Consider the following 24,680-nt stretch of genomic DNA (forward strand, 5'->3'; position numbering starts at 1 on the left):
GGGCCGGGGCGGCTGGCCATGGGGGACGATGCCTTGCACTTGACTGCGCTCCCCTGTGGGTGTCACGGACCGGGACGACGGACAACGTTTGCGGGCCACACGGATGAACGGCGCCGGGCCCGCCGAGGTCACGGTGTGGAGGGCCGCCTGTGTGGGCCACGGGTTCACTACGGCCGCTCCTCCCGGCTGCAGTCCCCCTTCCGGGAGCTCCTGCGCCGCGCGCGGGGCTTGCCGGCGGGCCCGGCCGGGCCACCGGGGCCGGTGCTGCCCGCGGGGCCTCCGGGCCGTGTCCGCCGGCGCGCGCTCCGTGTGCCGCCTGCGCCCTGCGTCTCCGGGACCGCCGAGGCCGCCGAGGCCGCCAGTGCCGCCGCTTCCAGGCGCTCCACCTCGGCCCGGACCGCGTCCTGAAGGGCCCGGTCGGCCCGCTCCTGCCGCAGACACTGGCGGAGCGGTTCCGGGTCCAGCCCTTCGTTGCACGCGCGGTAGAGCAGCTGGGCGAAGACGTACTCGGGGTCGGCGGCGAGGGCCCGGCTCAGCGCGACCCGCGCCTCGGGCTGGTCGTCGCCGGCCCAGGCCACCCAGCCGGCGAGCGTGACGGGAGCCGCCGCGTACTCCGCGTACGGGTGCACGCAGCGGCGGGCCAGGGCGCGCCACACCCGCAGCACGGCGGCGGCCCGCGGGCCCTCCATCCACTCCGCGGCCCGGTCGCGCGTGACGCGGTCCTGCAGGCCCACGATGACGGTGGCGGCCTCCTCGTCGGTGAGGAGGGAGTCGTCGCACGCGTCGGCCGCCGGGCGGCCGGGGAGCGGCGGCGTCCCGTCGAAGCGGTCGACCAGGGTCCGCGCCAGGGCGAGCGCCTCCTGCCGCACGGGCTCGCAGCCTGCGCCGCCGAGGATGCGGGGCACCATCGCGAAGGCCGCGGCGTCGAGCGCCTTGCGCTGTGCCTCCGCCCTCTTCCCGGTGAGGGGTGCGTACCGGTCCTCCATCTCCCGGAGGGTGCCGCGCACCTCGATGCCGGCGTAGGTGGCCGCGGCCGCCATGACCGAGGTGCCGGGCAGGGAGAGAGGGGTGCCCTCGGGCGGGCAGCAGCGGGGATCGGGGCAGCAGTACGACCAGAACCGGCCGTCGGAGATGCACAGGGCCTCGTGCACGGGCATGTCCAGCCGGCCGCAGGCGCGGCGCAGGCTCTGGGCGAAGGGGCGCAGCCGCTCCATGACCTGCTGCGGCGTCTGGCCACTGGCGGCATCGGGGTCCTGGCAGAAGAAGATGACCACGCCCTCGGGACGGTTGCCGCGCTTGCTGCTGCCGGTCAGGAGGGTCTCGGCGAGCTGGTCGCAGACCTCCGGCCACTCCTCGCCGCTGTGCGGGATGCCGAGCCGGAGCCGGCCCCCGAAGCGGCCCCGCTCGCCGTGCAGCGCGACGAGGACCACGCTGTCCGTCGGGTGGAAGCCGAGGAGGTAGGGGAGGGCGTCGGCCAGCTCGGCCGGGGAGCGGAGGGTGACCTGCTGCCCGGGACCCGTGGCCGGCGCGCCGGGCACGTCGGCGGACGGGGAGGAGGGGACGGAGGGACGGGAGGATTCGTTGTGCTGCGTCATGGCCCGAGAGTCCCGCGGACCCGCCGGAGCCCGCCAGGCCTGTGGATAACCCGGGAATATGGTCCTACCAACGCTGTGGACAGTGGTTTTCCACAGCGGGCCGGGCCCGTTCGCGCATTGTCAGTGCACTCGTGTTGCATGGGGGCATGACGAACGAAGACCTCCGTGCCTCGGCCGACGCCGTCCTGGCCCGCCTCGTCGGTGACACCACGGGCAGGGCGAGACTGCGCGAGGACCAGTGGCTGGCGATCGAGGCGCTGGTCGCCCACCACCGCCGCGCCCTGGTTGTGCAGCGGACGGGCTGGGGCAAGTCGGCGGTGTACTTCGTCGCGACCGCCCTGCTGCGCGCCCGCGGCAGCGGACCCACGGTGATCGTCTCGCCGCTGCTGGCCCTGATGCGCAATCAGGTGGACGCCGCGGCGCGGGCGGGCATCCACGCGCGCACGATCAATTCGGCCAACGTCGAGGAGTGGGACACCGTCCAGGCCGAGGTGGCGGCGGGCGAGGTCGACGTGCTTCTCGTGTCGCCGGAGCGGCTGAACAACCCCGACTTCCGCGACCAGGTCCTGCCCAAGCTCGCCGCCGCGACCGGCCTTCTGGTCGTCGACGAGGCCCACTGCATCTCCGACTGGGGCCACGACTTCCGGCCCGACTACCGCCGGCTTCGCACCATGCTGGCCGACCTGCCGCCCGGCGTCCCCGTCCTCGCCACGACCGCCACCGCCAACGCCCGCGTCACCGCCGACGTCGCCGAGCAGCTGGGCACGGGCGAGGAGTCGACCCGGGCGCTGGTGCTGCGCGGCCCGCTGGACCGGGAGAGCCTGAGCCTCGGGGTGCTCCAGCTGCCCGACGCGGCGCACCGGCTGGCCTGGCTCGCCGACCACCTCGCCGAGCTTCCCGGCTCGGGCATCATCTACACCCTCACCGTCGCCGCCGCCGAGGAGGTCACCGCGTTCCTGCGCCGGTGCGGCCACACGGTCACCGCGTACACGGGCAAGACGGAGAACGCGGACCGGCAGCAGGCCGAGGAGGACCTGCTCGCCAACCGCGTCAAGGCGCTCGTCGCCACCTCGGCGCTGGGCATGGGCTTCGACAAGCCCGACCTGGGCTTCGTGGTCCACCTGGGCTCCCCCTCCTCCCCCATCGCCTACTACCAGCAGGTCGGCCGAGCCGGCCGCGGCGTCGAGCACGCCGAGGTCCTCCTGCTCCCGGGCCGGGAGGACGAGGCGATCTGGAAGTACTTCGCGTCCCTCGCCTTCCCTCCGGAGCACCAGGTCCGCCGCACCCTGGAGGTGCTCGCCGCCGCCGACCGCCCCGTCTCCCTGCCGGCCCTCGAACCCCAGGTGGAGCTGCGGCGCTCCCGCCTGGAGACCATGCTCAAGGTCCTCGACGTCGACGGCGCCGTGCACCGGGTGAAGGGAGGCTGGACGGCGACGGGACGCCCGTGGGCGTACGACGCCGAGCGCTACGCCTGGGTGGAGCGGCAGCGCGGCGCGGAGCAGCAGGCGATGCGCGACTACGCCACCACGACGCAGTGCCGGATGGAGTTCCTGCGCCGCCAGCTGGACGACGAGCAGGCGGCGCCGTGCGGGCGCTGCGACAACTGCGCGGGCCCGCGCTTCACCGCGGAGGTCTCCGCCGCGGCGCTCGACGCCTCGCGGGGCGAGCTGGGCCGGCCGGGCGTGGAGGTCGAGCCGCGCCGGATGTGGCCGACGGGCATGCCCGCGGTCGGTGTCGACCTCAAGGGCCGCATCCCGGCGGGCGAGCAGGCCGCGACCGGCCGCGCCCTGGGCCGGCTGTCCGACATCGGCTGGGGCAACCGGCTGCGTCCCCTCCTCGCGCCGCAGACGCCGGACGGGCCTGTTCCGGATGATGTGGCGGACGCCGTGGTGACCGTGCTGGCCGACTGGGCCCGCGGTCCGGGTGGTTGGGCCTCCGGCGCCGCGGACGCCCCCGCACGCCCCGTGGGTGTCGTCGCCCTCGCCTCGCGAACGCGGCCGCGCCTGATCCGGTCGCTCGCCGAGCGCATCGCTTCGGTCGGCCGGATGCCCCTGCTCGGCACGGTCGAGTACGGCGGCGCGGACACCGACACCCGGGTGCCGCGCACCAACAGCGCCCAGCGGCTGCGGGCGCTGGACGGCGCGCTGACCGTGCCGCCGGAGCTCGCGGCCGCGCTGGCCTCCGCCGGTGGGCCCGTCCTGCTCGTCGACGACTTCACCGACACCGGGTGGACGCTGGCCGTGGCCGCCCGGCTGCTGCGGCGGGCCGGAGCACCGGAGGTGTTCCCGATGGTGCTGGCGGTGCAGGGCTAGCCCCGCCAGGCCGGCGGGGGCGGCGGGGGCGGCCGGGGCGCCAAGAGCCGCGCGCCGCCGGCCAATGGCGCCAATTGATCGTTGCCGCATGCCTCCGGCGCGGCGAGAATTGGACGCGATCCCGCTCTCGTCCGTCCACGGCCCGCCGGGACGGCCGTCGTGGCGCGCATCCCTGCCCGCCGCCACCCGGCCCGTGGCCAAGCAGCCGAAGGGAGGGTCATGGCCTTCGACTTCGCACCGCCTCCGCCCGCCGAGCCCGGCCACCGGCTGAGCCGGATGCTCGAGCCCTCCGAGTGGGCCGCGGCCGGAATTCCCTTGCTGCGCAACCCGCGTGAGGTGATCACCGGTCTGCACGCCCGCCATCTGCCGGCGCCGTCGACAGCCGTCGTCGCCGTCCTCGACCACGACGAACGGCTCGCGGCGAGCGCCTCGTTCGCCCGCCGGCCCGTCCCGCCCGACGGCTGGGAGCTGCGCAACGCGCTCCTCGCGCAGTTGCGCCGGGTGATCCCGCACGACCTGCGGCGACGCGCCCCGGTCCGGACGGCCGTACTGCTCTACTGCCGTTCGGGCGAGGCCCATTGGACCGAGGAGGACGGGGCGTGGATGTGGGGCCTGCGTGACGCCTGCACGCTGCACGGGCTGCGCTGCGGGGCGTACATCACGCTGACCGCGGGCGGCTGGCAGATTCTCGGGGAAGGCCGCAGCGGGCGCCGGCCGCGCTCACCGGAGCACCCGCCGGCGCCCGTGACGTCGGGCGGCGGCGCGCCCAAGGCGGACCGCCACACGGCGGCCCGCTGAACGGCTGCGGTAGCCCGGGCATCATGCCCTGGGCGCCACAGGCCCGCATGCGGGACCGGACCGTGGCGGCCACCCCGCCAAGGGGCGGCCGCCACGGTCCGTTCTCAGACGCTCGCGGAGATCAGGGCGTTGACGCGCTGCGGGTCGCCGCAGACGATCAGCAGCGCACCGGCGCGGGCCATCGCCGCGGGCAGCGCGCGGGTGACCGCTTCGTCCGCGCCGCCGTTGACGGCGACGACCACGACGGGCCGGGAGCCGGCACGGTCCGCGTCGGCGGCCGCGTAGAAGACGTCGTCACGGGCGTCGTGCTGCGCCCAGTAGGACGCCTCACCGAAGGACAGCTCGTGCGCCGCCCAGGGGTGCGGGTCACCGGTCGTGAGCACCAGGATCTCGCCGGGCGCGCGGCCGGTGTCGAGCAGCAGGTCGACGGCCTCGTCAGCGGCGTCCAGGGCACCCTGCGCGGAGGCGGGGATCAGCTGGACCTGCGGACCGGCGGCGGCAGCCGCCGTCTGCGCCGCGGCGGGCCGGGACGGCGCCGGGGCCGGCACCGGGCCGCGCTGGGCGGCGGGACCGGGCCGCGGGGCCGGGCGGGGGCCAGGGACAGGGCGGGGGGTCGGCGTCGTACGGCCGGGGGCCGGCACGGCGCGGGGACCCGGGACACTCTCGTGAATCTGAGGCTCCTCGGGGATGAGAGGCATGAGTTGATGTTTATCAAACGCCGGTGCGAGTCGCGTCGGCGGGTGGCGGTCAGGGCCGCTCAGAAGTCGAAACCGAGCTGGCCACCGGCCTCCAGTGAAGCTGTGTCGGGGACGCTGCGAACCCGCTTGAGGTGCTGCCACCTGGGCAGCGCGTCCAGATAGGACCAGGACAGCCGGTGGTGCGGGGTGGGGCCCAGCGCCTCGAGGGCGGCGCGGTGCACCGGCGAGGGATATCCGGCGTTGTCACAGAAGCCGAAGTCTTCGTAGCCGGCGCCCAGTTCCGCCATCATCGTGTCGCGCCGGACCTTGGCGAGCACGGACGCCGCCGCGACGACGACGCAGGACTGGTCGCCCTTGATGACCGTACGGACCCGCCAGGGGTCGCCGAGGTAGTCGTGCTTGCCGTCGAGGATCACCACCTCGGGCCGGACGGGCAGTGCCTCCAGGGCACGGTTCGCGGCCAGCCGCAGCGCCGCCGTCATGCCCAGCTCGTCGATCTCCTGTGGGGAGGAGTGGCCGAGCGCGTGGGCGGTGACCCAGCTCTCCAGCTGCCCGGCGAGGACGGACCGCCGCTTGGGCGTCAGCAGCTTGGAGTCGGTGAGGCCCTCGGGAGGGCGGCGCAGCCCTGTGACGGCCGCGCACACGGTGACCGGGCCGGCCCAGGCGCCCCGGCCGACCTCGTCGAGCCCGGCGACGACCTTGGCTCCGGTCGTGGCGCGCAAGGAGCGCTCGACGGTGTGGGTAGGCGGTTCGTACGGCATGGCGCCAGCAAGCGTACGCCCCTGCGGGTAAGCCGAGTAGCCCCGCCCCCTCCCCTTTCTTCCGGCCGGTTCCATTCCGGTTTCCCGCGGGTACCCCGGCCGTCCGGTCACCCGGCTGCCGGGGCCGCTCCTCCGCCCCGGCCGGCGCCCCTACCGGCGGCCCGCGCCCGCGGGAAGCCAGTCCGGCAGCTGCTCGGTGCGCCGCAGCCAGTCGGCGGGCGGCGTGCCCCGCTCGCCCGCGGCGACCACTCCGCCGACGATGGCGCAGTTGGTGTCCACGTCACCGCCGACCTGCGCGGTGGTCCAGAACCCCGACTCGTAGGACGTGAGGTTGCGCGCCGCGGACCACAGGGCGAAGGGCACGGTGTCGTGCGCGCTGGTGCGACGGCCGCAGCCGAGGACGGCGGCGACGGTGGTCGCGTCGCCGTAGTCGAGCATGTCCCGCGCGCGGCGCAGCCCCGCCTGGACGGCACTGCGCGGCACGAGGGCGATGACTCCGTCCAGGAGGGCGTCCGGGGCGACGGGCCCGGTCCGCCCTGCGGCGATGGCCGCGGCGGCGGCCACGGCCATGGTCCCGGCGACCGCCTCGCGGTGCTGGTGGGTGGTGTACGCGGAGATCTCGGCCTGATGCGTGGCCTGTTCCGGGTCGTCCGCGTACCAGGCGCCGAGCGGGGCGATGCGCATGGCCGCGCCGTTGCCCCAGGATCCCTGCCCGTTGAAGAGGGCCGAGGCCAGCTCGCGCCAGTCGCCGCCCTCCCTGACCAGGCGCAGCATGCGGCCCACGGCCGGGCCGTATCCCCGGTCGAAGTCGTGGTGCTCCGCGAAGGAGCGGGCGAGCGCGTCCTGGTCGATGCGCCCGTGGCCGGCGAGGACGGCCAGCACGGAGCAGGCCATCTCGGTGTCGTCGGTCCACTGCCAGGGGGAGGGGGGCAGCTCGCGGCGCTTGAGGGACGGGTAGTTGCCGGGGACGAAGAACTGGGAGCCGAGGGCATCGCCGAGGGCCAGCCCGCGCAGGCTCGCCAGTGCGCGGTGGAATCGGTCAGCGGTCATCGCAGCGAACTCTAATTCCTTTCCAGCGGCCACGGTGGTGTCTAACCGGTGAAGCCGTACGGTTCAGGGGTGCACCAGCGCTCGAAGGGCCGGTCGAGGTGGTAGCGGCCGTCGGGCCCGAGGAGCAGTGCGCGGGTCTCGGCGTTGCCCGGGTTCGACAGGCACTCGAACTCGGCGACCGTCCAGTGGAACCATCGCATGCAGAAGAGCCGCATGGTCAGGCCGTGGGTGACCAGCAGGACGTTCGGCGGGTGGCCGGGGTCCTCGAAGCTGCGCCACAGGCTCTCCAGGAAGGCGCCGACGCGGTCGTAGACGTCGGCCCCGGACTCGCCCTGGGCGAAGCGGTAGAAGAAGTGGCCGTAGGCGTCCCGGTACGCCTTCTGCTTGCGCACGTCGACCGGGTCCTGCCAGTTGCCCCAGTCCTGCTCGCGCAGCCGCGGCTCCTCACGGACGCGCACGCGACCCGGGTCGAGCCCCAGGGCGTGGAACGTCTGGTGGGTGCGCCGGTAGGGCGAGACGTAGGCCGAGACCCGTTCGTCGCCGAAGAGCTCGCGGAGCGGTCCCCCGGCGTCCTTGGCCTGCTTGCGGCCCCGCTCGGTCAGGCTGAGTGCGTGGTCGGGCTCCCGTTCGTAGACCGTGTCGTCGACGTTGCCCACCGACTCTCCGTGCCGGATGAGAACGATGCGTCGGGGCCGTGCCATGCCGCCCACCCTAGATCGGGTGCCGACCGCCCGCCTCGTCAGCCCCCGGTCAGCACCCGGCCCGCCCGTATCTCGCGCCTGCGGCCCTCGAAGCGGTCCTGCAGCAGCCGGTCGTGGGTGACCACGACCAGGGCGCCGGACCACTGGGCGAGCGCCTCCTCCAGCCGCTCGACCAGGCCGGGCGCGAGGTGGCTCGTCGGCTCGTCCAGCAGGAGGAGGTCGGCGGACCGGGCGAGGAGGCGGGCGAGCCCCGGACGGCGGCGCGGCCCGGCCGAGAGCGCTCCGAGGGGGACGTGGAGGTCGCACTCCCGGAAGAGCCCGTAGGACAGCAGCAGGGCCCGCTGTTCCTCCTCCGTGCCCGGCAGGCCGCGGGAGAAGGCGGCGAAGAGCCGCTCGGCGGGGCGGGTCACGGGGATCTCCTGGGCGAGGTAGCCGATGCGGCCGCGCCGGGTCACGGTGCCGGCGTCCGGTTCGGTGACGCGCCCGCGAGGAGGCGCAGCAGGGTGCTCTTGCCCGCTCCGTTGACCCCGTGGAGCAGCAGCCGCTCGCCCGCGCGGATCTCCATGCGGCCGACCGCCAGCCGCTCACCGGCCCGTACGCCGTCCAGGGCGACGAGGACGCCTTGGGTGGTGCCCGCGGCCGGGCGTGCGGCGAAGCGCAGCGGCTCCGGCGGGCGGGGCACCGGGTTCTCCCGGAGCCGGCGCAGCCGCTCCTGGGCGTTGCGCACCCTGCTGGAGACCCGAGGCCTGGACACGGCCCTTGTCGCGGTCGCAGGCCATCTTGTGGCCGTCCTTGGCGGCCCGGCCGGGGGCCACCCGCCGGGCGACGCCGGCGGCGGTCCCCTCCAGCGCCGCCGTCTCGGCCGTCCACGCCTCGCAGGCCTGCTCCCACCGATGGAGCGCAGGTCGGCGAGGGCGTGGTCCACCGCATCGCCCACCGTGCGGTCCGGCGGGAGTCCGGGCGTCTGCCCGAGCCGGCCGACACCGCCTTCGGCGCCGGACACGACGACTCCTTCGTCGGGAGCCTCGGCACCGGAGAGGAGTCTCAGCAGCGTGGACTTCCCCGCGCCGTTCTCGCCGACGATGCCGATCCGCTCGCCCGGCCGTACCGAGAACGTGACGTCGTCGAGGAGCGGCCGGTCACCGCGGGACACGGACACACCGCGCAAAGAAAGCTGAGTGGGCAAGCGAACCTCCGTCGGCATCGGCAACGGGCGGCACGACGCCCCCGCGGTCGGGCACCGGACCACGCACACCAAACGCGACCCAAGTTGCGTTACGCTCAGCATGACACGCCCCGTCCAGCTAACGCAACAGGAGTTGCAGTTGCCTCCGAACCCTTCACGGACCCTCTCCCCCGGCTCCTCGGCACCCGGCACGGTGCGCCCCGGCGGGCGCACCGCCCGCACGCGCGCCGCCGTACGCGACGCCGTCCTCTCCGGGCTGGTCGAGCACGGCTATCCGGGCCTCACCGTGGAGTACGTCGCCGAGCACTCCGGCGTCCACAAGACGACGCTCTACCGGCGCTGGGGCAGCGTCGAGGGGCTCGTCGCCGACGCGCTGGACCTGGCCGGCGAGGACAGCTGGACGCCGCCCGACACCGGGACCCTCGGCGGCGATCTGCACGCCCTGGCGCAGGAGGTCGTCGACACCTTCGGCGATCCGGCCGCCGGGGCGGCACCCGCCGCCTTCATCGCCGCCGCGTTCCAGTCGGAGCAGGCGGCGGACGCCCTGCGGGGTTTCTACGCAGAACGCTTCGGGCGCTGCGCGCCACTGGTCGAACGGGCCGTCGCCCGCGGCGAACTGCCCGCCGGCACGGACCCCGGCGCCCTCGCCCGCGCCGTCTCGGCACCGCTGTTCTTCCGGCTGTTCATCACCCGCGAGCCGCTCGACGGGGCGGTCGCCGGGCAGGCCGCGGACGCCGCCCTGGCGGCAGCCCGCGCGGGGGTCTTTGCATCAACCGCCTGACCCGCGGCCGCACGGCCGGCGGGCGCCCCGGCGCGTCACACGGTCCAGGAAGGCTCCAGGGCGACGATGTCGCCACCGATCTCCGCCACATCGGCTTCGAGCTGCGCCCGCAGGGCGAGCCGCTCGACCCGCTCCGCGCGGTACTTCCCGTGCTCGGCCCCGGAGTTCCACACGGAGAGGACGAGGAACTCCCGGCCCGGGGCCTCCCCGAAGACGCCGCGCAGCATGCCCGGGGACCCGGCCATGGCCGGGTTCCACACCTTCTCCTGCATCAGGGTGAAGTGCTCCACGCGGTCCTCCCGGACGCGGCAGTGGGCGATCCGCACCACGTCCGCATCCGCGAACTGCGGGCTGAAGCCCACCTTCACGTCGAAGCGGTGCTCGAACAGCCGCACTTGGAGGTTCTTGAAGGTCCCGGCCTGCGCGGCCGCCAGCCTGTCGTGCGACCGCGCCATGAAGGAGTCGTAGAACGCCCGGCTCTCCCAGAAGCCGAACAGGTGCACCACGTGCGGGCGCCCTCTGCTCCAGCCCCCGCCCTGCCCCCGGAAACCGGGCTCGCCGGGCAGGCCCGCCCATTTGCGTTGCCCGCGTTCGAAGCCGCGGCGGTCGACCACGGTGCAGCGAGTCCACTTGACCAGCACCGCGCCATCGTACGGCCCGCACAGCGGACCGAGGTCACGTACCGGAGGACTGCACCCGTCCGAGGATCTCCGCGTCCGTCTCGCCGAGCTCGATCCGGAACTCTCGCGCCAGCAACCGCACCAACTCCTCCGCGCGTACCTCCCGTTGCTCCTCGGGGCCGTCCGGACGGGCGGTGACGAGCATGGAGCCCACCAGACTCCGCCGTATGCCGGGCTCCGTCCGCTGTACCACCGCGCGCGAGACGAAGGGTGAGTGCGGGTGCGTGGAGATGTAGTGGTTCATGACGGCGTAGTCGACCGGGACGCGTTCCTCCGGGCCGAACGCGTACAGGTCGAACCAGCCCTCCGGGTGGAGTGAACGGAGCACCCGCACGCCCTCCGGCTCCCGTTCGATGCCGAACGTCCAGCCGCCCTGCCGCACCTGCACCCCGTCGCGGAACGGCAGGGGTTCCAGCAGCCCCTCTCCGCCGAACCCGACGTCGCACAGCCACCGTTCGCCGCCCGCCTCGACCTTCAACGCCATATGGGTGACCGGGCGCAGCTTGTCACTGCCCATCCTGATCCGCGCACCGATACCCGTGAAGGAGAATCCGATGCGCTCCAGGGCCGCCGCGAAGAGCAGGTTCTGCTCGTAGCAGTACCCTCCGCGGCGCTGCGCCACCATCTTGTCCTGAAGTGCCTTGACGTCCAGGAGAATCGGCCGGCCCAGCAGGATTTCCAGATTCTCGAAAGGGAAGGCGGCCACATGAGCGCGGTGCACCGCCCCGAGCGTCGCGATGTCGGGCCGCACCGGTCCTTCCATGCCGATGCGCGCCAGATACGCGCCCAGGTCCAGTTCCTCGCCGCCCCACGTGAAATCGCCCGTCATTGCTGCTGCCCTCTCCCCTCGGCCGGTCACCCGACAGTATTCCGTCCCTGAACGGGGCGGCCCGCCGGCCGCCGCTGCGCGAGACCGGCCGCCTCCAGCACTGCCGAAGCCGCTTCCCGTGCGCTGCGCGCGGGGGCCGGAGTTCCGGTGATCGCCGCCGTGGTGATCGCACCGTCCACCAGGACCGCCAGCTGTTCCGCCACGGGCCCGGGCTCCGCGGCCCCTGCGTCACGCACCAGTCCGCGCAGATAGCGCAGCACTTCGACCTTGTGGTCCCGCACGGCTTCGGCCACGGCCGGGGAGGCCGTACCGAGTTCGCCGTAGGCATTGATGAACGCGCAGCCCCGGAAATCCGGTTCGCCGAACCATTCCTCCAGCCGGTCGAACACCGCGAGGGGGCGCTCCGCCGCCGACGGACGCGCGGCGACGTACTCGGCGAGCGCGCCGCGCCAGCGCCCGTCGCGCCGCCGCAAGTAGGCCTCCACCAGCACGTCCTTCGAGGGGAAGCACTGATAGAGGCGCTTGAGCGAGACCCCGGACGCCGCTCGGATCCGGTCCATCCCGACCGCCTGGACGCCGTGCTCGTAGAACAGGGCCTCCGCGGCGTCGAGCAGGCGTCCGTCGGCTTCGGTGATGTCCATTGCCCCTCCCGGGCTGGCGCGGAGAACGATCGTTCTCTAGGCTACACACGAAACGTGAGAACGACCGTTCTCCCCCATTCCTCATGTGTGGAAGGGCTTGCCATGACCCAGCGCCCACCCCTGCCCCCCTTCGACGAATCCTCCGCCCGCGCCAAGGTGCAGGCCGCCGAGGACGCCTGGAACAGCCGCGATCCCGAACGGGTCGCCCTCGCCTACACCGAGGACTGCGTGTGGCGTAACCGGCACGAATTCATCACCGGCCGGGACGCGATACGGGCCTTCCTGCGGCGCAAATGGGAGAAGGAGCTGGACTACCGGCTGCGCAAGGAGCTCTGGTCGTGGTCCGGCAACCGGATCTCGGTGTGCTTCCGGTACGAGTGGCACGACGCCGGCGGCCAGTGGTGGCGCAGTTACGGGAACGAGCAGTGGGAATTCGCCCCGGACGGCCTGATGCGGCGCCGCGAGGCCAGCATCAACGACGTGCCGATCGCCGAGGGCCAGAGGGAATTCACCGCGCGGGCATGACGAAGGCGGTGGCCGGAGGAATTCCTCCGGCCCCCGCCGTCAGGTGCTATTCAGTGCCGGGCGGCACCCGCATCAGCTGCAGCCGCTGGTCGAGCCGCAGCCCTCGCAGAGGTAGCAGCTGCCCGCGCGGCGCATCTTCGTGCCGCAGGAGAAGCACAGCGGGGCGTCCGCGTTCAGCCCCAGCTGCATCTCCACCAGCTCGGTGGAGTTGTGGGCCTGCTTCGGGGCCGGGACCGCGGCGGCCGGCTGCGCCGGCTTCGGGGCCTCGGTCTGGCGCGGCGCGGACTGGGCGAGGCCCTCCACGTCGACGTCCTCGTCGGTCGGCTCGTACGAACCGGTGTCCAGGTGACGCTGACGCTCCTCGGCGGAGTGGATGCCGAGGGCCGAGCGGGTCTCGAAGGGCAGGAAGTCCAGCGCCAGGCGGCGGAAGATGTAGTCGACGATCGACTGCGCCATCCGCACGTCCGGGTCGTCCGTCATGCCGGCCGGCTCGAAGCGCATGTTGGTGAACTTCGAGACGTACGTCTCCAGCGGCACGCCGTACTGCAGACCGACCGAGACGGCGATGGAGAAGGCGTCCATCATGCCCGCGAGGGTCGAGCCCTGCTTGGACATCTTCAGGAAGACCTCGCCGAGACCGTCGTCCGGGTAGGAGTTGGCGGTCATGTAGCCCTCGGCGCCGCCCACCGTGAAGGAGGTGGTGATGCCCGGGCGGCCCTTGGGGAGGCGCTTGCGGACGGGGCGGTACTCGACGACCTTCTCCGCGGCGGGGGCGGCGGCCTCGGGGGCCTTGGCCTCCTCCTTCTTCTTGGCGGAGAGCGGCTGGCCGACCTTGCAGTTGTCGCGGTAGATCGCGAGGGCCTTCAGGCCGAGCTTCCAGCCCTCGTAGTAGACCTCCTCGACCTCCTCGACGGTGGCCGACTCCGGCAGGTTCACCGTCTTGGAGATCGCGCCGGAGAGGAACGGCTGCGCGGCGGCCATCATGCGCACGTGGCCCATGGCGGAGATCGCACGCTCGCCCATGGCGCAGTCGAAGACCTCGTAGTGCTCGGGCTTGAGGCCCGGGGCGTCGATCACGTTGCCGTGCTCGGCGATGTGGGCGACGACCGCCTCGACCTGCTCCGGCTGGTAGCCCAGGCGCTTGAGCGCCTTCGGCACCGTGTTGTTGACGATCTGCATCGAGCCGCCGCCGACGAGCTTCTTGAACTTGACCAGGGCCAGGTCCGGCTCGACGCCCGTGGTGTCGCAGTCCATCATCAGGCCGATGGTGCCGGTGGGCGCCAGGACCGACGCCTGGGCGTTGCGGAAGCCGTTCTTCTCGCCGAGGCGGACGACGTCCTGCCAGGCCTCGGTCGCCGCGGCCCACACCGGGGTGTCCAGGTCGTCCATGCGCCGGGCGGCACCGTTGGCGTCGGCGTGCTGCTTCATGACGCGCTTGTGGGCGTCGGCGTTGCGGGCGTAGCCGTCGTACGGGCCGACGACCGCGGCCAGCTCGGCGGAGCGCTTGTAGGAGGTGCCGGTCATCAGGGAGGTGATGGCACCGGCGAGGGCGCGGCCGCCGTCGCTGTCGTACGCGTGGCCGGTGGCCATCAGCAGGGCGCCGAGGTTGGCGTAGCCGATGCCCAGCTGGCGGAAGGCGCGGGTGGTCTCGCCGATCTTCTCGGTCGGGAAGTCGGCGAAGCAGATGGAGATGTCCATCGCCGTGATGACCAGCTCGACGACCTTGGCGAAGCGCTCGGCGTCGAACGACTGGTTGCCCTGGTCGTCGTCGCGGAGGAACTTCATGAGGTTGAGGGAGGCGAGGTTGCACGAGGAGTTGTCCAGGTGCATGTACTCGCTGCACGGGTTGGACGCGGTGATCCGGCCCGACTCCGGCGAGGTGTGCCAGTGGTTGATGGTGTCGTCGTACTGGATGCCCGGGTCGGCGCAGGCCCACGCGGCCTCGGCCATCTTGCGGAAGAGGCCCTTGGCGTCGATCTCCTCGATGACCTCACCGGTCATCCGGGCGCGCAGCCCGAACTTCGAGCCGGTCTCGACGGCCTTCATGAACTCGTCGTTGACGCGGACGGAGTTGTTGGCGTTCTGGTACTGGACGGAGGTGATGTCCTCGCCGCCCAGGTCCATGTCGAAGCCGGCGTCGCGCAAGGCGCGAACCTTCTCCTCCTCCTTCACCTTGGTCTCGATGAAGGCCTCGACGTCGGGGTGGTCGACGTCGAGGACGACCATCTTGGCCGCACGGCGCGTGGCGCCACCGGACTTGATCGTTCCTGCGGAGGCGTCGGCGCCGCGCATGAAGGAGACCGGGCCGGAGGCGTTGCCGCCGGAGGAGAGCAGCTCCTTGGAGGAGCGGATGCGGGAGAGGTTCAGGCCGGCGCCGGAGCCGCCCTTGAAGATCATCCCCTCTTCCTTGTACCAGTCGAGGATCGACTCCATGGAGTCGTCGACGGAGAGGATGAAGCAGGCGGAGACCTGCTGCGGCTGCTTGGTGCCGACGTTGAACCAGACCGGGGAGTTGAAGCTGAAGACCTGGTGCAGCAGGGCGTGGGTCAGCTCGTGCTCGAAGATCTCGGCGTCCGCCGGGGAGGCGAAGTAGCCGTGCTCCTCGCCCGCCTTGCGGTAGGTCAGCACGACGCGGTCGATGAGCTGGCGGAGGCTGGACTCGCGCTCGGGCGAACCCGTGGCGCCGCGGAAGTACTTGCTCGTGACGATGTTGACCGCGTTCACCGACCAGAAGTCGGGGAACTCCACGCCGCGCTGCTCGAAGTTGATCGAGCCGTCGCGCCAGTTGGTCATGACGACGTCACGACGCTCCCACACGACCTCGTCGTACGGGTGGACCCCGGGGGTGGTGTGGATGCGTTCGATGCGCAGACCCTTGCCGCCCTTGTTCCCCTTGGAGCGGGAACCTCGTGCCGGGCCGCTCGTCGTCTCGGTCATGCCGCCTCCCTCTACGGGCAAAACGCCCTAATGCGCCTATTTCTTCCGTGGCGCGCTATGTCTGTCTTTCGCCCGGGCGCGCGGCGCACCGGGCAGGTCTGTGATGGCCGCGGCTACTCGGCGGCCGTGCTGGGCGCGGGGACCCGGGAGTCCTCGTCGCCGTCGCCGGCGGTCGCGGCGGACCGCTGCTCGCGGAGCTCCGCGACGGCGGCCTCGAAGTCCTCGAGCGAGTCGAACGCCTGGTACACGGACGCGAACCGCAGATACGCGACGAGGTCGAGATCCCGGAGGGGGCCGAGTATGGCGAGACCCACGTCATGGGTGGAGAGCTCGGCGCTGCCCGTGGCGCGCACCGCCTCCTCGACCCGCTGGCCGAGCTGGGCCAGGGCGTCCTCGGTGACCGGGCGGCCCTGGCACGCCTTGCGCACTCCGGAGATGACCTTGGTGCGACTGAAGGGCTCGGTGACCCCGCTCCGCTTGATCACCATCAGCGACGCCGTCTCCACGGTCGTGAAACGACGGGAGCAGTCGGGGCACTGGCGCCGGCGCCGGATCGAGCAGCCGTCATCGGTGGTCCGGCTGTCGACGACGCGACTGTCGGGGTGCCTGCAGAAGGGGCAGTGCATGGCTCTCCACCCTCCTCACCCTCGTAGGACTGTGCACGATCTTCAGCCTCGGCGGACCCTCGAACGGGGGCCTCGCGAAGCAGCCCCAAGCATAGGCGATGACGGCGCCCTCAAATGACCGGCGACGCCCCTCGACCACAACCTGTGGGCGGCTTCCGCCAATCAAACCACTAGATCTGGTGCCGTGCGGTGAACCGCACCGGACGCGTGTCGCGGCCGCGAAGACCGCTCACGACCCTACGCGAGCCGCCCCGGCCGCAGGGGCACGGGGGCTTTGATGACAGACTGGAGCCACTCACGGAGGGCTCCGGTCCGATCCGGCCGGTCCCGCGCGGGGCCCGCAGGACCCCGGAACCCGCCCGGTGCTCTTCGCACCGAAGGGTACCGTAATAGTCCGAATTGATCTTCAGCCGTACACCCTCGACCTTGATCACGTCAGGCAAACTTCGATATTTCACTCGAACGTGTGTTTGGCGCAACCTTTCGAAAGCAACTACCGTTGTCCAGCTAGGGAGAACATCTCGAGAGGGGCCGACGTGACCACCACCGCAGACAGCGCCACAATCACCGCCCAGGACCGCTCCCAGAACCGACTCGACCAGGCACACCCGATGAATGACGCAGCCATGAGCTCCGAGGGGCAGAAGCCCGCTCGGGCCCTCCCGGGGCGACCTCCAGGAATCCGGGCCGACAGCTCGGGCCTCACCGACCGCCAGCGGCGGGTCATCGAAGTGATCCGGGATTCCGTCCAGCGCCGGGGCTACCCACCCTCCATGCGGGAGATCGGCCAGGCGGTCGGGCTGTCGAGCACCTCCTCGGTGGCGCACCAGCTCATGGCGCTGGAGCGCAAGGGCTTCCTGCGCCGGGATCCGCACCGCCCCCGCGCCTACGAGGTGCGCGGCTCGGACCAGCCCAGCTCGCAGCCCACGGACACCACCGGCAAGCCCGCCGCGTCCTACGTGCCGCTGGTCGGCCGGATCGCCGCGGGCGGTCCGATCCTCGCCGAGGAGTCCGTCGAGGACGTCTTCCCGCTCCCCCGCCAACTGGTGGGCGACGGAGAGCTGTTCGTCCTGAAGGTCGTCGGCGACTCCATGATCGAGGCCGCCATCTGCGACGGCGACTGGGTGACGGTCCGCCGTCAGCCCGTCGCGGAGAACGGCGACATCGTGGCCGCCATGCTCGACGGGGAAGCCACGGTCAAGCGCTTCAAGCGCGAGGACGGCCATGTGTGGCTGCTGCCGCACAACGCCGCCTACCAGCCGATCCCGGGCGACGAGGCCACCATCCTCGGCAAGGTCGTGGCGGTGCTGCGCCGCGTCTGAAGGTGCAGGCTGCAAGGCCGGGCCCCGGAACCACCTGCGCCGGTTCCGGGGCTCTTTTCCGTTTTCCGCCGTGCTGCTGTTGCGCCTCCGTACGTCCCGGGGCCCGGCGAGGCCGGGCCCGCAGCGTCTAGCGGCCCTCCGCCTTCGCCGCCCCGTCGATCGCAGCCAGCGAGCGCCGCACCTGGTTACGGTCCGTGGTGTACCAGAAGTCCGGCAGTGACGAGCGCAGGAAGCCGCCGTAGCGGGCGGTGGCCAGCCGGGGGTCCAGCACGGCGACCACACCACGGTCCCCCGAGGCCCGGACGAGCCGACCCGCCCCCTGGGCCATCAGCAGCGCGGCGTGCGTCGCCGCCACCGCCATGAAGCCGTTGCCGCCCGCCTCCTCCACGGCCTTCTGCCGGGCGCTCATCAGCGGGTCGTCCGGGCGCGGGAAGGGCACGCGGTCCATCACCACCAGCTGGCAGCTCGGCCCCGGCACATCGACGCCCTGCCACAGCGACAGCGTGCCGAACAGGCACGTACGCGGGTCGGCGGCGAAATTCCTGATCAGCTCGCCGAGCGTCTCCTCGCCCTGGAGGAGGATCGGCACGTCGAGCCTGCCGCGCAGCGCCTCGGCCGCGGCCTGGGCGGCGCGCATCGAGGAGAACAGACCCAGGGTCCGGCCGCCGGCGGCCTCCACCAGCTCGGCCAGCTCGTCGAGCATGTCCGAACGGCTGCCCTCCCGGCCGGGCTGGGACAGATGCCGCGCGACATAGAGGATGCCCTGCTTGGGATAGTCGAACGGCGAGCCGACGTCGACGCCCTTCCACTCCGGGCTGTCCGCTCCGCCGGTGCCCTCCGGGGCCAGGCCCAGGGACGCGGCGACGCCGTTGAAGTCACCGCCGAGCTTGAGCGTGGCCGAGGTGAGCACCACGGACCGCTCGCTGAAGAGCTTCTCGCGCAGCAGCCCGGAGACCGAGAGCGGGGCCACCCGGAGCGAGGCCCCGAAGCGGTCGTGCCGCTCGTACCACACGACGTCGTACTCGGAGCCCTCCACGATGCGCTCGGCGACCGCGTGGATGTTCTCCACGGAGGCCAGGGCCTGCTTGCGGACCGCGTCCTCGTCCTGGACGGACTTGTCGCGGGTGTTGCCGATCGACGAGATGACCGTACGGGCGGCGTCGCGCAGCGCCATCAGGGCGTACTCGAGATCGTCGGGGAGCGCTTCCAGGCGGCCGGGGAGCGCGAGCTCCATCAGGCGCTCGAAGCTCTCCGCGGCGGTCTGCAGGGCATCCGCGGCCTTCTCGTCGACCAGCTTGGCGGCGCGGCGCACGGCGCGGTTGACCTGGCCGGGGGTGAGCTCGCCGGTGGCGACGCCGGTGACCCGGGAGACCAGCTCATGGGCCTCGTCGACGATCAGGACCTCATGGCTCGGCAGCACCGGGGCGCCCTCGATGGCGTCGATGGCCAGCAGGGCGTGGTTGGTGACCACCACGTCGGCGAGCTTGGCCCGCTCCCGGGCCGCCTCGGCGAAGCACTCCGCGCCGTACGCGCACTTCGAGGCGCCGAGGCACTCGCGGGACGTGACCGACACCTGGGACCAGGCCCGGTCGGAGACGCCGGGGGTGAGGTCGTCGCGATCACCGGTCTCCGTCTCGTCGGACCAGTCGCGCAGGCGCAGCAGGTCCTTGCCGAGCTTGCTGGAGGGCGCCGCCGCCTCGAAGGGGTCGAAGAGCCCCTCCTCCTCGTCCTGGGGCACCCCCTCGTGCAGCCGGTGCAGGCACAGGTAATTGGACCGGCCCTTGAGCATGGCGAACTGGGGGCGGCGGCGCAGCTGCGGCTGCAGGGCGTCCACCGTCCGCGGAAGATCGCGCTCCACGAGCTGGCGCTGGAGCGCCAGCGTCGCCGTGGCCACCACCACGCGCTCGCCGTGGGCCAGGGCCGGCACCAGATAGCCGAGGGACTTGCCGGTGCCGGTGCCGGCCTGGACGAGCAGGTGGGAATTGCCGTCGACGGATTCGGCGACGGATTCGGCCATGGTGACCTGGCCGGGCCGCTCGGTGCCGCCGACGGCGGTGACGGCGGCGTGCAGCAGGTCGGCGAGGGAGGGCGAGGAGGAGGCAGTCATAGCTCTTCCACCCTAAGGGGCGGCACTGACATCGGCGGCGGCGTCACGGAATGTGCAGCGGATTGGGCACGGTGCCGTGGACGGCCGCGTGCGGGCGCTCCGGGCGGTCGCGGTAACCGTCGAGATGCAGCCGGTTGCGGTTGAGGCAGAGGCGCTCGATCCGCGGGGTGAGCAGGTCGAAGGCCTCGTAGCGGTCCTTCATCCGCGGGAAGCGCTCGTGGTGCCGGACGATCTCCGCCCGGACGAGCGACCAGAAGGCCGCTTCGGGCACGCCGAGTTGTTCCTCGCACAGCGGCGCGAGGTAGCGGAAGACCCCGACGAAGAGGCCGGAGTGGATGAACTGGGTGAGGAATCCGGGCGGTTCGGTGAGCAGCACCTCCCGTACGTCCCCGGGCATGGAGGCGTGCTCGGGGAGCGGCACGGCGCTGATGTTGATGTCGTCGACGAAGTCCTTGACGGCGAGGCGGGTGGGGACGTCGTTGTCGTCGAAGACGACGATGGTGTTCTCGCCGTGCGGGGAGAAGACGGTGCCGTAGCGGTAGAGGAAGCGCAGCAGCGGCGGGAGCAGCGCGGCGAAGAGCCGGCGCAGCCAGTCGGCCGGGGCCAGGCCGGAGCGGCGGACGAGCTCGGCGGTGAAGGAGCGGCCGGCGGGGTCGGTGTGCAGCAGGGCCGCGAGGGTGCGGGCGCGCTCGCCGGGGGCGAGGGCGGGGCCGAGAGGCTCGCGCCAGATGCAGCCGAGCAGTTCCTTGTACTGGTAGGGGACGCCGGGCAGCCGGTCGTAGAGGGGGTGCTCGACGGTCACGGAGGCGGTCTCGCCGAGGAGGATCACCCGGGTCTCGTCCCGGAGGAAGTCGTCCTCGTCCCGGAGGGCCTGGACCCAGGCGGTGACGGCGGGGGCGGCGAGGGTGCGCTCGGTGGGCAGGCCGCGCCAGACGAGGGTGTTGAGGATCGACAGCGGGAGCTTCACGGTCCGGGCGTCCGGGCGGCTGGCGTTGAGGAAGGTGCGGACGGACTGCTGCGGGAGCCGGAGGTCGTTGTCAGTGGGCAGGAGGATGATGGATCCGTCGGCGAGGCTGGGCGCGAAGAGGGGGGCCACGGTCTCGTCCCACTGCCAGGGGTGGACCGGGAGCCAGAGGTAGCCGGCGGGGTCGCGCCCGTGGTCGGCGACGGTGCGGGCGAAGGCGGCCCGGGTGCCGGGGGCGAGCTCTTCGGCGTAGAGGCGATCGGGGGTGGCGAGTGCGGGGACGGCCCGGTAGTGCGCGAGGTCGCGGTGGACGGCGATCCAGGGCAGGCGGCGCGGGATGCGGGCCTCCGGTGCCCACAGGGCGGCGTCGGAGGCGGAGAAGCCGAGCCGGCCCTTGTTGGCGATGAGCCAGGGGTGGCCGGTCTGGTGGCCTTCCAGCGCGGCGTAGTCGAGGTCGGCGAGGTCGGCCGCGCTGAGGGCGCCCGCCTGGAGGCGGGTGTCGGCGGCGAGGGTGGCGAGGAGTTCCCTGAGCAGGTGGCCGGTGGTGTCGCCGGACAGGCCGAGCACGGTGTCGTGGGCGAGGGCGAGGAAGCGGAGGGGGTCCTGGAAGGGGGTGACGGAATCAGGGTCGACGCGCCAGTGACCGTAGGCGCCCCTGCGGGCGCGGAAGCGGCAGGTCACGTCATCCGTTAACGGCAGGCGGTAGGCAGCGGCGGGCTCCGGGGCCGCCGGTGGGCCGTCCGGCCCGGGCGGTGTGTCTCCCGGACCGGGCAGCGTGTCCGACTGCTCGGGCAGCACGTCGTCCGGCTCGGGGGTGAGCACGCCCTCGTAGCTGAGCTCGCCGAGCATCTTGGCGAGCAGCCGGGCGCCCGCGAGCGACCAGTCCGAGCCGTCGGTTCGGGTGGGGCGCGTGGGGCGGTCGGGGATGTCCTCGGGATGGGAGTGGGCCGGGTTGTCCGCGGCGTCGGGGCCGGCGGCGCGGGCGGTGGCGTCCGGGCCGGAGCGGGTGCCGAGGTGCTCGGGCCGGGGTGATTCGGACCGGGAAGAAGGAGACAAGGGGGCTCCTCGAAAAGGCCGGTGGGAGGGGATTGAGATGAGCCGGGCGAGGGTGAGGGGTGACGGGTGAAGCGCGTACGTACTAGAGGAGCGTGCGCAGGGCACGGTCGCGGACCACGAGTGCCGCCCGCTTGTCCGGAAGGTCGACTTCCGCCATGAGCCGGAAGCCCGCGCTCAGGAAGGCGGAGACGCACGGGGTGTTGCGCAGGTCGGGTTCGGCGACGACGCGGCCGCAGGAGGGCCGGTGCTCCAGGACGAGGTCGGCGACGGTCCGCAGCAGGCGGGTGCCGAGGCCGCGGCCCCGGTCGGCGACCTTGCCGATCAGGAGGTGGATGCCGGTGTCGTGGGGGCGGGCCGGGTAGTGGCGCGCGAGGGGGTCGAGGTCGGCGCGGTAGACCTCCCAGTAGCTCATCGGCACGCCTTCGAGCACCCCGAGACAGGGGATGCTGCGCCCGTCGCCGCCGGTCTGGGCGCGCAGGTGGGCCTCGGTGACGCTCTCAGGGCCGCCCAGTTTCCAGAAGGCCGCGACGGCCGGGTCGTTCATCCAGCGGGTGATGAGCCGCAGATCGCGCTCCACACGGACCGGTACGAGCTGGAAGGTGCCGGCGCCGGTGTCGGCGGGGCCCCAGTCGGGGAGCGAGTCGAGGAGGTCGGAGCCCGGGCCGATGGCCGCGGCGGGCCCGCGGCCCGCGGTGATCGCGGCGGGCTCCGGCGGGCCGTGGTCGAGGAGCCCGGCGAACTCTTCGGACAGCTTCAGTTCGAGGGTGGTCTCGTTGTCGGTCGGGGGGCCGGCGCCGTCACCGGCGCTCGCGCAGGCTCTGTCGTCGAGCCTGCCGCCGGTGCCCGGGACGGCGAGGCCGTCGGAGCTCGGGCCGGGGCCCGGGACGGCGCCGAGGCCGGGGCCGGCGCCCGGGCTCGTACTGGGGTCGGTGGGCGGCACGGAGACGCACTCCTCTCGGAGGATCCCCTCGGTGTCAGGGATCCCGTGGGCCCTGCCGGGCCCGTGTCCTCAAGGGCCCCGTTCGCCCGGGGCCGGGGCTCGCGCCGGTCATCGGGCCGACGTGACCAGGGGGTTGGCGATGGTGACGTAGACGGACTGGGTGTCGACCGGGCCGACGAGCTCGTCGAGCCCTCTCAGCCTGGTCAGCATGTTGGCCTTGCAGCGCAGGGCGGGCGCTTCGAGGAGGCGGGCGGGCAGGGACGAGCGGGTGGCGGCCGGGCCGGCGGCGGCTTCCCTGAGGAAGCGGCGCAGCGCTGCCAGCAGGAGCTGTTCGTCGGCCAGGCGCTGCGCGCCGAACGCCCCGATCAGGCCGAGGATGTTGTTGATGCCGAGGTAGTAGGTGAACCTCTCGTCGGTGACCTCGTCGGACACGAAGGTGTCGCTCCCGGTGCCGATCCCGGGCAGCCGCCGGTCGAGGGCGTCCCGGTGGGAGGCGCGGAAGTAGTAGCCCTGGTTGTCGCGGTAGCGGCCGCCCGTGGGCCAGCCGTCCCGGTCGAGGAGGACGAGGGTGTTCTGCTGGTGGGCCTCCAGGGCGATGCCCGCCTCCCCGTCGAGCCAGAGCACGGGGCGCACCACCGCCTCCAGATAGCGCAGGAACCACTCCGCGGAGACGGCGCCCGCGGGGCGGCCGGTCAGGTGCGCGAGGCGGGCCACGATGCGGGCGAGGCGGGAGCGCATGGGGAGGGCTTCGGCGGGCGCACCGGGGCGGTCGTGCGCGGCGACGGGCCAGGGGCGGGGCGATACGAGCCCTGCGAGGCAGACGGCGTCGTCGCCGGGGCCGAAGGGATTGTGCCGGATGACGGTGTCGAGGCCGCTCAGCGGTGTGCCGTCCGGGGCATCGGCCGCGAGCCAGGCGGGGTCGCGGACCACGTCGAAGCCGAGGCCGCCGGGGCAGGCCGCGCGCCACTGCTCGGCGAGGCCGCTGCGCAGCAGGCGGTGCACCTCGACGCCGCGGTGCAGTTCCTTGCGGAGGTTCTCCCGGCGGGAGTTGGTGATGCGCACGCCGAGGGAGAGCTTCAGCATCGCGGGCGCGCCGGGGCGGTACACGGTCCGTACGGAGGAGGTGGCGTACCAGGGCGCGCCGAGGGGGCCGAGGTCGTGGAGCAGGCCCGCGTCCAGGAGCGCCTGGACGCCGGGGCGGCTGCGGACGTCGTGGGCCTGCCAGGGGTGCAGCGGCAGCGCCACGGTGTCCTGGGGCAGGCGCAGCTCCGGGCCGGCGAGCCGGGCGGCGAGGGTGGCGGCGTCGACGGGCCGGCCGCGTTCGGTCCAGGCCGAGTCCGTGGCGAGGAGGGAGCGGTGGACGGCCAGCCAGTGCAGCGGGAAGGACCCGCGCAGCTCCGGGGAGTAGATGCGGGCCTCGGTGTCGGTGAGGCCTTCGCGGCTCTTGGGCGTGGGGTGGAGGGGGTGACCGAGGAGCAGGGACTGCTCGGCGTAGAGGAAGAGCTCGCCCGCGCCCGGGTCGGCGGGGCGGGCGCGCCGGTCGGCGAGGAAGACGGCGGTGCGGCGTGCGGAGTCCGCCACGCGGGAGGCGAGTTCGGCGGTCCCGCCCGTGGCGGGGCAGCCCGCGCGGGCCGCGCGGTGCGCCGCCTCCCGGCCGAGGAGTGCGGCCAGGGTGACGGCGTCGAGGGCGGGGGCGTCGTCGGGGGCGTCCGCCAGGGCCGGCCGGCCGAGGCGGTGCCAGCCGGTGGCCGACCAGTAGGTCACGGGCACCTGCAGGACCGCTCCGCTCGCGGTGAGCGGCAGGCGCAGCACGGGCCCGCCAGGCCGCGGCACGCCGGTCTCACGGATCCAGCAGCGCAGCAGGTTCTCCGAGGCGGCGGCGTCTGCGGCGACGGCCGGGTCGGGGTGCTCCAGCGGGTCGGGGGCGCTCGGGGGGCCGGGGTCCGGGATCTCGCCGCGCGGGGCGCCGCCCTGGCGGGGGACGGCGGAGACCACAGGCTGTGCGTGGGCGGAGGGTTCGCGCCCCTGGGGCTCGCGCTCCCGGGCGGCCTCATGCGGCTGGGCGGACGGGGACGCGCCCGGCACGGCGCCGTGGGCGGACGGTTCGCGTTCCTGGCCGGCGGTGGAAGCACCGGTCCCGGTGGATGCGTTCATACGGTGTACGGCGTGCA

At 73.2% G+C, this 24,680-nt stretch carries 21 protein-coding genes; 5 read left to right on the forward strand and 16 right to left on the reverse strand.

Translation table 11 applies throughout. From position 1 onward, the window contains the following. Positions 1-167: 167 nt before the first annotated feature. Entirely contained in the window at positions 168-1,595 is a 1,428-nt protein-coding gene (locus ACOTKD_RS22010) for a DUF4192 domain-containing protein (RefSeq protein ID WP_424890700.1), read from the reverse strand. 146 nt (positions 1,596-1,741) lie between these two features. Between ACOTKD_RS22010 and ACOTKD_RS22015 the strand changes: the two genes are divergently transcribed. Beyond that, complete coding sequence (locus tag ACOTKD_RS22015; RefSeq protein ID WP_424890701.1) at positions 1,742-3,907, forward strand: RecQ family ATP-dependent DNA helicase; 2,166 nt, start codon at positions 1,742-1,744, stop codon at positions 3,905-3,907. Between the two features lie 219 nt (positions 3,908-4,126). After that, complete coding sequence (locus tag ACOTKD_RS22020; protein WP_424890702.1) at positions 4,127-4,705, forward strand: hypothetical protein; 579 nt, start codon at positions 4,127-4,129, stop codon at positions 4,703-4,705. Positions 4,706-4,809: 104 nt separating this feature from the next. On the opposite strand, the gene ACOTKD_RS22025 is transcribed toward ACOTKD_RS22020, so the two are convergent. The 6 genes from ACOTKD_RS22025 to ACOTKD_RS22050 all read right to left on the reverse strand — a co-directional run bounded on the left by ACOTKD_RS22025 (position 4,810) and on the right by ACOTKD_RS22050 (position 9,068). Continuing rightward, positions 4,810-5,403, reverse strand: coding sequence for a hypothetical protein (locus ACOTKD_RS22025; RefSeq protein WP_424890703.1), 594 nt, complete (start codon positions 5,401-5,403; stop codon positions 4,810-4,812). Positions 5,404-5,462: 59 nt separating this feature from the next. After that, positions 5,463-6,164, reverse strand: a complete 702-nt coding sequence (locus ACOTKD_RS22030) for a ribonuclease HII (protein WP_424890704.1) — start codon at positions 6,162-6,164, stop codon at positions 5,463-5,465. 150 nt (positions 6,165-6,314) lie between these two features. Then, a complete protein-coding gene (locus ACOTKD_RS22035; RefSeq protein WP_424890705.1) occupies positions 6,315-7,214 on the reverse strand; it encodes an ADP-ribosylglycohydrolase family protein in 900 nt (299 codons plus the stop codon). A gap of 41 nt (positions 7,215-7,255) precedes the next feature. Beyond that, positions 7,256-7,915 (reverse strand): histidine phosphatase family protein, encoded by a 660-nt coding sequence (locus ACOTKD_RS22040; RefSeq protein ID WP_424890706.1) that lies wholly within the window; start codon positions 7,913-7,915, stop codon positions 7,256-7,258. 38 nt (positions 7,916-7,953) lie between these two features. Further along, entirely contained in the window at positions 7,954-8,370 is a 417-nt protein-coding gene (locus ACOTKD_RS22045; protein WP_424890707.1) for an ATP-binding cassette domain-containing protein, read from the reverse strand. Then, positions 8,367-9,068 (reverse strand): ATP-binding cassette domain-containing protein, encoded by a 702-nt coding sequence (locus tag ACOTKD_RS22050; RefSeq protein WP_424890708.1) that lies wholly within the window; start codon positions 9,066-9,068, stop codon positions 8,367-8,369. The genes ACOTKD_RS22045 and ACOTKD_RS22050 overlap by 4 nt, the downstream gene beginning before the upstream one ends. A gap of 133 nt (positions 9,069-9,201) precedes the next feature. Here ACOTKD_RS22050 and ACOTKD_RS22055 point away from each other — a divergent pair, with 133 nt between their 5' ends. Next, positions 9,202-9,882 (forward strand): TetR/AcrR family transcriptional regulator, encoded by a 681-nt coding sequence (locus ACOTKD_RS22055; RefSeq protein WP_424890709.1) that lies wholly within the window; start codon positions 9,202-9,204, stop codon positions 9,880-9,882. A gap of 35 nt (positions 9,883-9,917) precedes the next feature. Here ACOTKD_RS22055 and ACOTKD_RS22060 read toward each other — a convergent pair whose 3' ends face one another. The 3 genes from ACOTKD_RS22060 to ACOTKD_RS22070 are packed head-to-tail and all read right to left on the reverse strand — an operon-like array spanning position 9,918 to position 12,032. Further along, positions 9,918-10,523, reverse strand: a complete 606-nt coding sequence (locus ACOTKD_RS22060; protein ID WP_424890710.1) for a YdbC family protein — start codon at positions 10,521-10,523, stop codon at positions 9,918-9,920. A 34-nt stretch (positions 10,524-10,557) separates the two neighbouring features. Beyond that, entirely contained in the window at positions 10,558-11,391 is an 834-nt protein-coding gene (locus ACOTKD_RS22065) for an arylamine N-acetyltransferase family protein (protein WP_424890711.1), read from the reverse strand. Between the two features lie 26 nt (positions 11,392-11,417). Further along, a complete protein-coding gene (locus tag ACOTKD_RS22070; protein ID WP_424890712.1) occupies positions 11,418-12,032 on the reverse strand; it encodes a TetR/AcrR family transcriptional regulator in 615 nt (204 codons plus the stop codon). Between the two features lie 102 nt (positions 12,033-12,134). Between ACOTKD_RS22070 and ACOTKD_RS22075 the strand changes: the two genes are divergently transcribed. Further along, the gene (locus ACOTKD_RS22075) at positions 12,135-12,557 is read left to right on the forward strand and encodes a nuclear transport factor 2 family protein (RefSeq protein ID WP_424890713.1); all 423 of its coding nucleotides are present in this window, start codon (positions 12,135-12,137) and stop codon (positions 12,555-12,557) included. A gap of 72 nt (positions 12,558-12,629) precedes the next feature. On the opposite strand, the gene ACOTKD_RS22080 is transcribed toward ACOTKD_RS22075, so the two are convergent. Continuing rightward, positions 12,630-15,494, reverse strand: coding sequence for a vitamin B12-dependent ribonucleotide reductase (locus tag ACOTKD_RS22080; RefSeq protein WP_424890714.1), 2,865 nt, complete (start codon positions 15,492-15,494; stop codon positions 12,630-12,632). A 113-nt stretch (positions 15,495-15,607) separates the two neighbouring features. Next, on the reverse strand, positions 15,608-16,120 hold the full coding sequence (gene nrdR, locus ACOTKD_RS22085; protein ID WP_030368666.1) for a transcriptional regulator NrdR: 513 nt from the start codon (positions 16,118-16,120) through the stop codon (positions 15,608-15,610). Positions 16,121-16,656: 536 nt separating this feature from the next. Here nrdR and lexA point away from each other — a divergent pair. After that, positions 16,657-17,442, forward strand: coding sequence for a transcriptional repressor LexA (lexA, locus tag ACOTKD_RS22090; protein WP_030368667.1), 786 nt, complete (start codon positions 16,657-16,659; stop codon positions 17,440-17,442). 127 nt (positions 17,443-17,569) lie between these two features. On the opposite strand, the gene ACOTKD_RS22095 is transcribed toward lexA, so the two are convergent. The 4 genes from ACOTKD_RS22095 to ACOTKD_RS22110 all read right to left on the reverse strand — a co-directional run bounded on the left by ACOTKD_RS22095 (position 17,570) and on the right by ACOTKD_RS22110 (position 24,663). Next, positions 17,570-19,549, reverse strand: a complete 1,980-nt coding sequence (locus ACOTKD_RS22095; RefSeq protein WP_424890715.1) for an ATP-dependent DNA helicase — start codon at positions 19,547-19,549, stop codon at positions 17,570-17,572. Between the two features lie 43 nt (positions 19,550-19,592). Further along, positions 19,593-21,362, reverse strand: a complete 1,770-nt coding sequence (locus ACOTKD_RS22100; protein ID WP_424890779.1) for an IucA/IucC family protein — start codon at positions 21,360-21,362, stop codon at positions 19,593-19,595. Between the two features lie 289 nt (positions 21,363-21,651). After that, a complete protein-coding gene (locus tag ACOTKD_RS22105) occupies positions 21,652-22,509 on the reverse strand; it encodes a GNAT family N-acetyltransferase (RefSeq protein ID WP_424890716.1) in 858 nt (285 codons plus the stop codon). 108 nt (positions 22,510-22,617) lie between these two features. Beyond that, positions 22,618-24,663: an IucA/IucC family protein gene (locus tag ACOTKD_RS22110; protein ID WP_424890717.1), complete on the reverse strand. Its 2,046-nt coding sequence runs from the start codon at positions 24,661-24,663 to the stop codon at positions 22,618-22,620. Positions 24,664-24,680: the final 17 nt, after the last annotated feature.

The sequence above is a fragment of the Streptomyces sp. XH2 genome (genome assembly GCF_049725035.1).
GTDB classification, from domain to species: domain Bacteria; phylum Actinomycetota; class Actinomycetes; order Streptomycetales; family Streptomycetaceae; genus Streptomyces; species Streptomyces roseoverticillatus.

What these genes read in the sequence shown, in the direction of transcription:
- ACOTKD_RS22095 (WP_424890715.1), bottom strand. Translation starts at nt 19,549, where the DNA reads ATGACTGCCTCCTCCTCGCCCTCCCTCGCCGACCTGCTGCACGCCGCC.
- ACOTKD_RS22100 (WP_424890779.1), bottom strand. Translation starts at nt 21,362, where the DNA reads ATGCTCGGCGAGCTCAGCTACGAGGGCGTGCTCACCCCCGAGCCGGAC.
- ACOTKD_RS22065 (WP_424890711.1), bottom strand. Translation starts at nt 11,391, where the DNA reads ATGACGGGCGATTTCACGTGGGGCGGCGAGGAACTGGACCTGGGCGCG.
- ACOTKD_RS22020 (WP_424890702.1), top strand. Translation starts at nt 4,127, where the DNA reads ATGGCCTTCGACTTCGCACCGCCTCCGCCCGCCGAGCCCGGCCACCGG.
- ACOTKD_RS22030 (WP_424890704.1), bottom strand. Translation starts at nt 6,164, where the DNA reads ATGCCGTACGAACCGCCTACCCACACCGTCGAGCGCTCCTTGCGCGCC.
- ACOTKD_RS22080 (WP_424890714.1), bottom strand. Translation starts at nt 15,494, where the DNA reads ATGACCGAGACGACGAGCGGCCCGGCACGAGGTTCCCGCTCCAAGGGG.
- nrdR (WP_030368666.1), bottom strand. Translation starts at nt 16,120, where the DNA reads ATGCACTGCCCCTTCTGCAGGCACCCCGACAGTCGCGTCGTCGACAGC.
- ACOTKD_RS22010 (WP_424890700.1), bottom strand. Translation starts at nt 1,595, where the DNA reads ATGACGCAGCACAACGAATCCTCCCGTCCCTCCGTCCCCTCCTCCCCG.
- ACOTKD_RS22040 (WP_424890706.1), bottom strand. Translation starts at nt 7,915, where the DNA reads ATGGCACGGCCCCGACGCATCGTTCTCATCCGGCACGGAGAGTCGGTG.
- ACOTKD_RS22075 (WP_424890713.1), top strand. Translation starts at nt 12,135, where the DNA reads ATGACCCAGCGCCCACCCCTGCCCCCCTTCGACGAATCCTCCGCCCGC.
- ACOTKD_RS22015 (WP_424890701.1), top strand. Translation starts at nt 1,742, where the DNA reads ATGACGAACGAAGACCTCCGTGCCTCGGCCGACGCCGTCCTGGCCCGC.
- ACOTKD_RS22035 (WP_424890705.1), bottom strand. Translation starts at nt 7,214, where the DNA reads ATGACCGCTGACCGATTCCACCGCGCACTGGCGAGCCTGCGCGGGCTG.
- ACOTKD_RS22070 (WP_424890712.1), bottom strand. Translation starts at nt 12,032, where the DNA reads ATGGACATCACCGAAGCCGACGGACGCCTGCTCGACGCCGCGGAGGCC.
- ACOTKD_RS22055 (WP_424890709.1), top strand. Translation starts at nt 9,202, where the DNA reads ATGACACGCCCCGTCCAGCTAACGCAACAGGAGTTGCAGTTGCCTCCG.
- ACOTKD_RS22110 (WP_424890717.1), bottom strand. Translation starts at nt 24,663, where the DNA reads ATGAACGCATCCACCGGGACCGGTGCTTCCACCGCCGGCCAGGAACGC.
- ACOTKD_RS22025 (WP_424890703.1), bottom strand. Translation starts at nt 5,403, where the DNA reads ATGCCTCTCATCCCCGAGGAGCCTCAGATTCACGAGAGTGTCCCGGGT.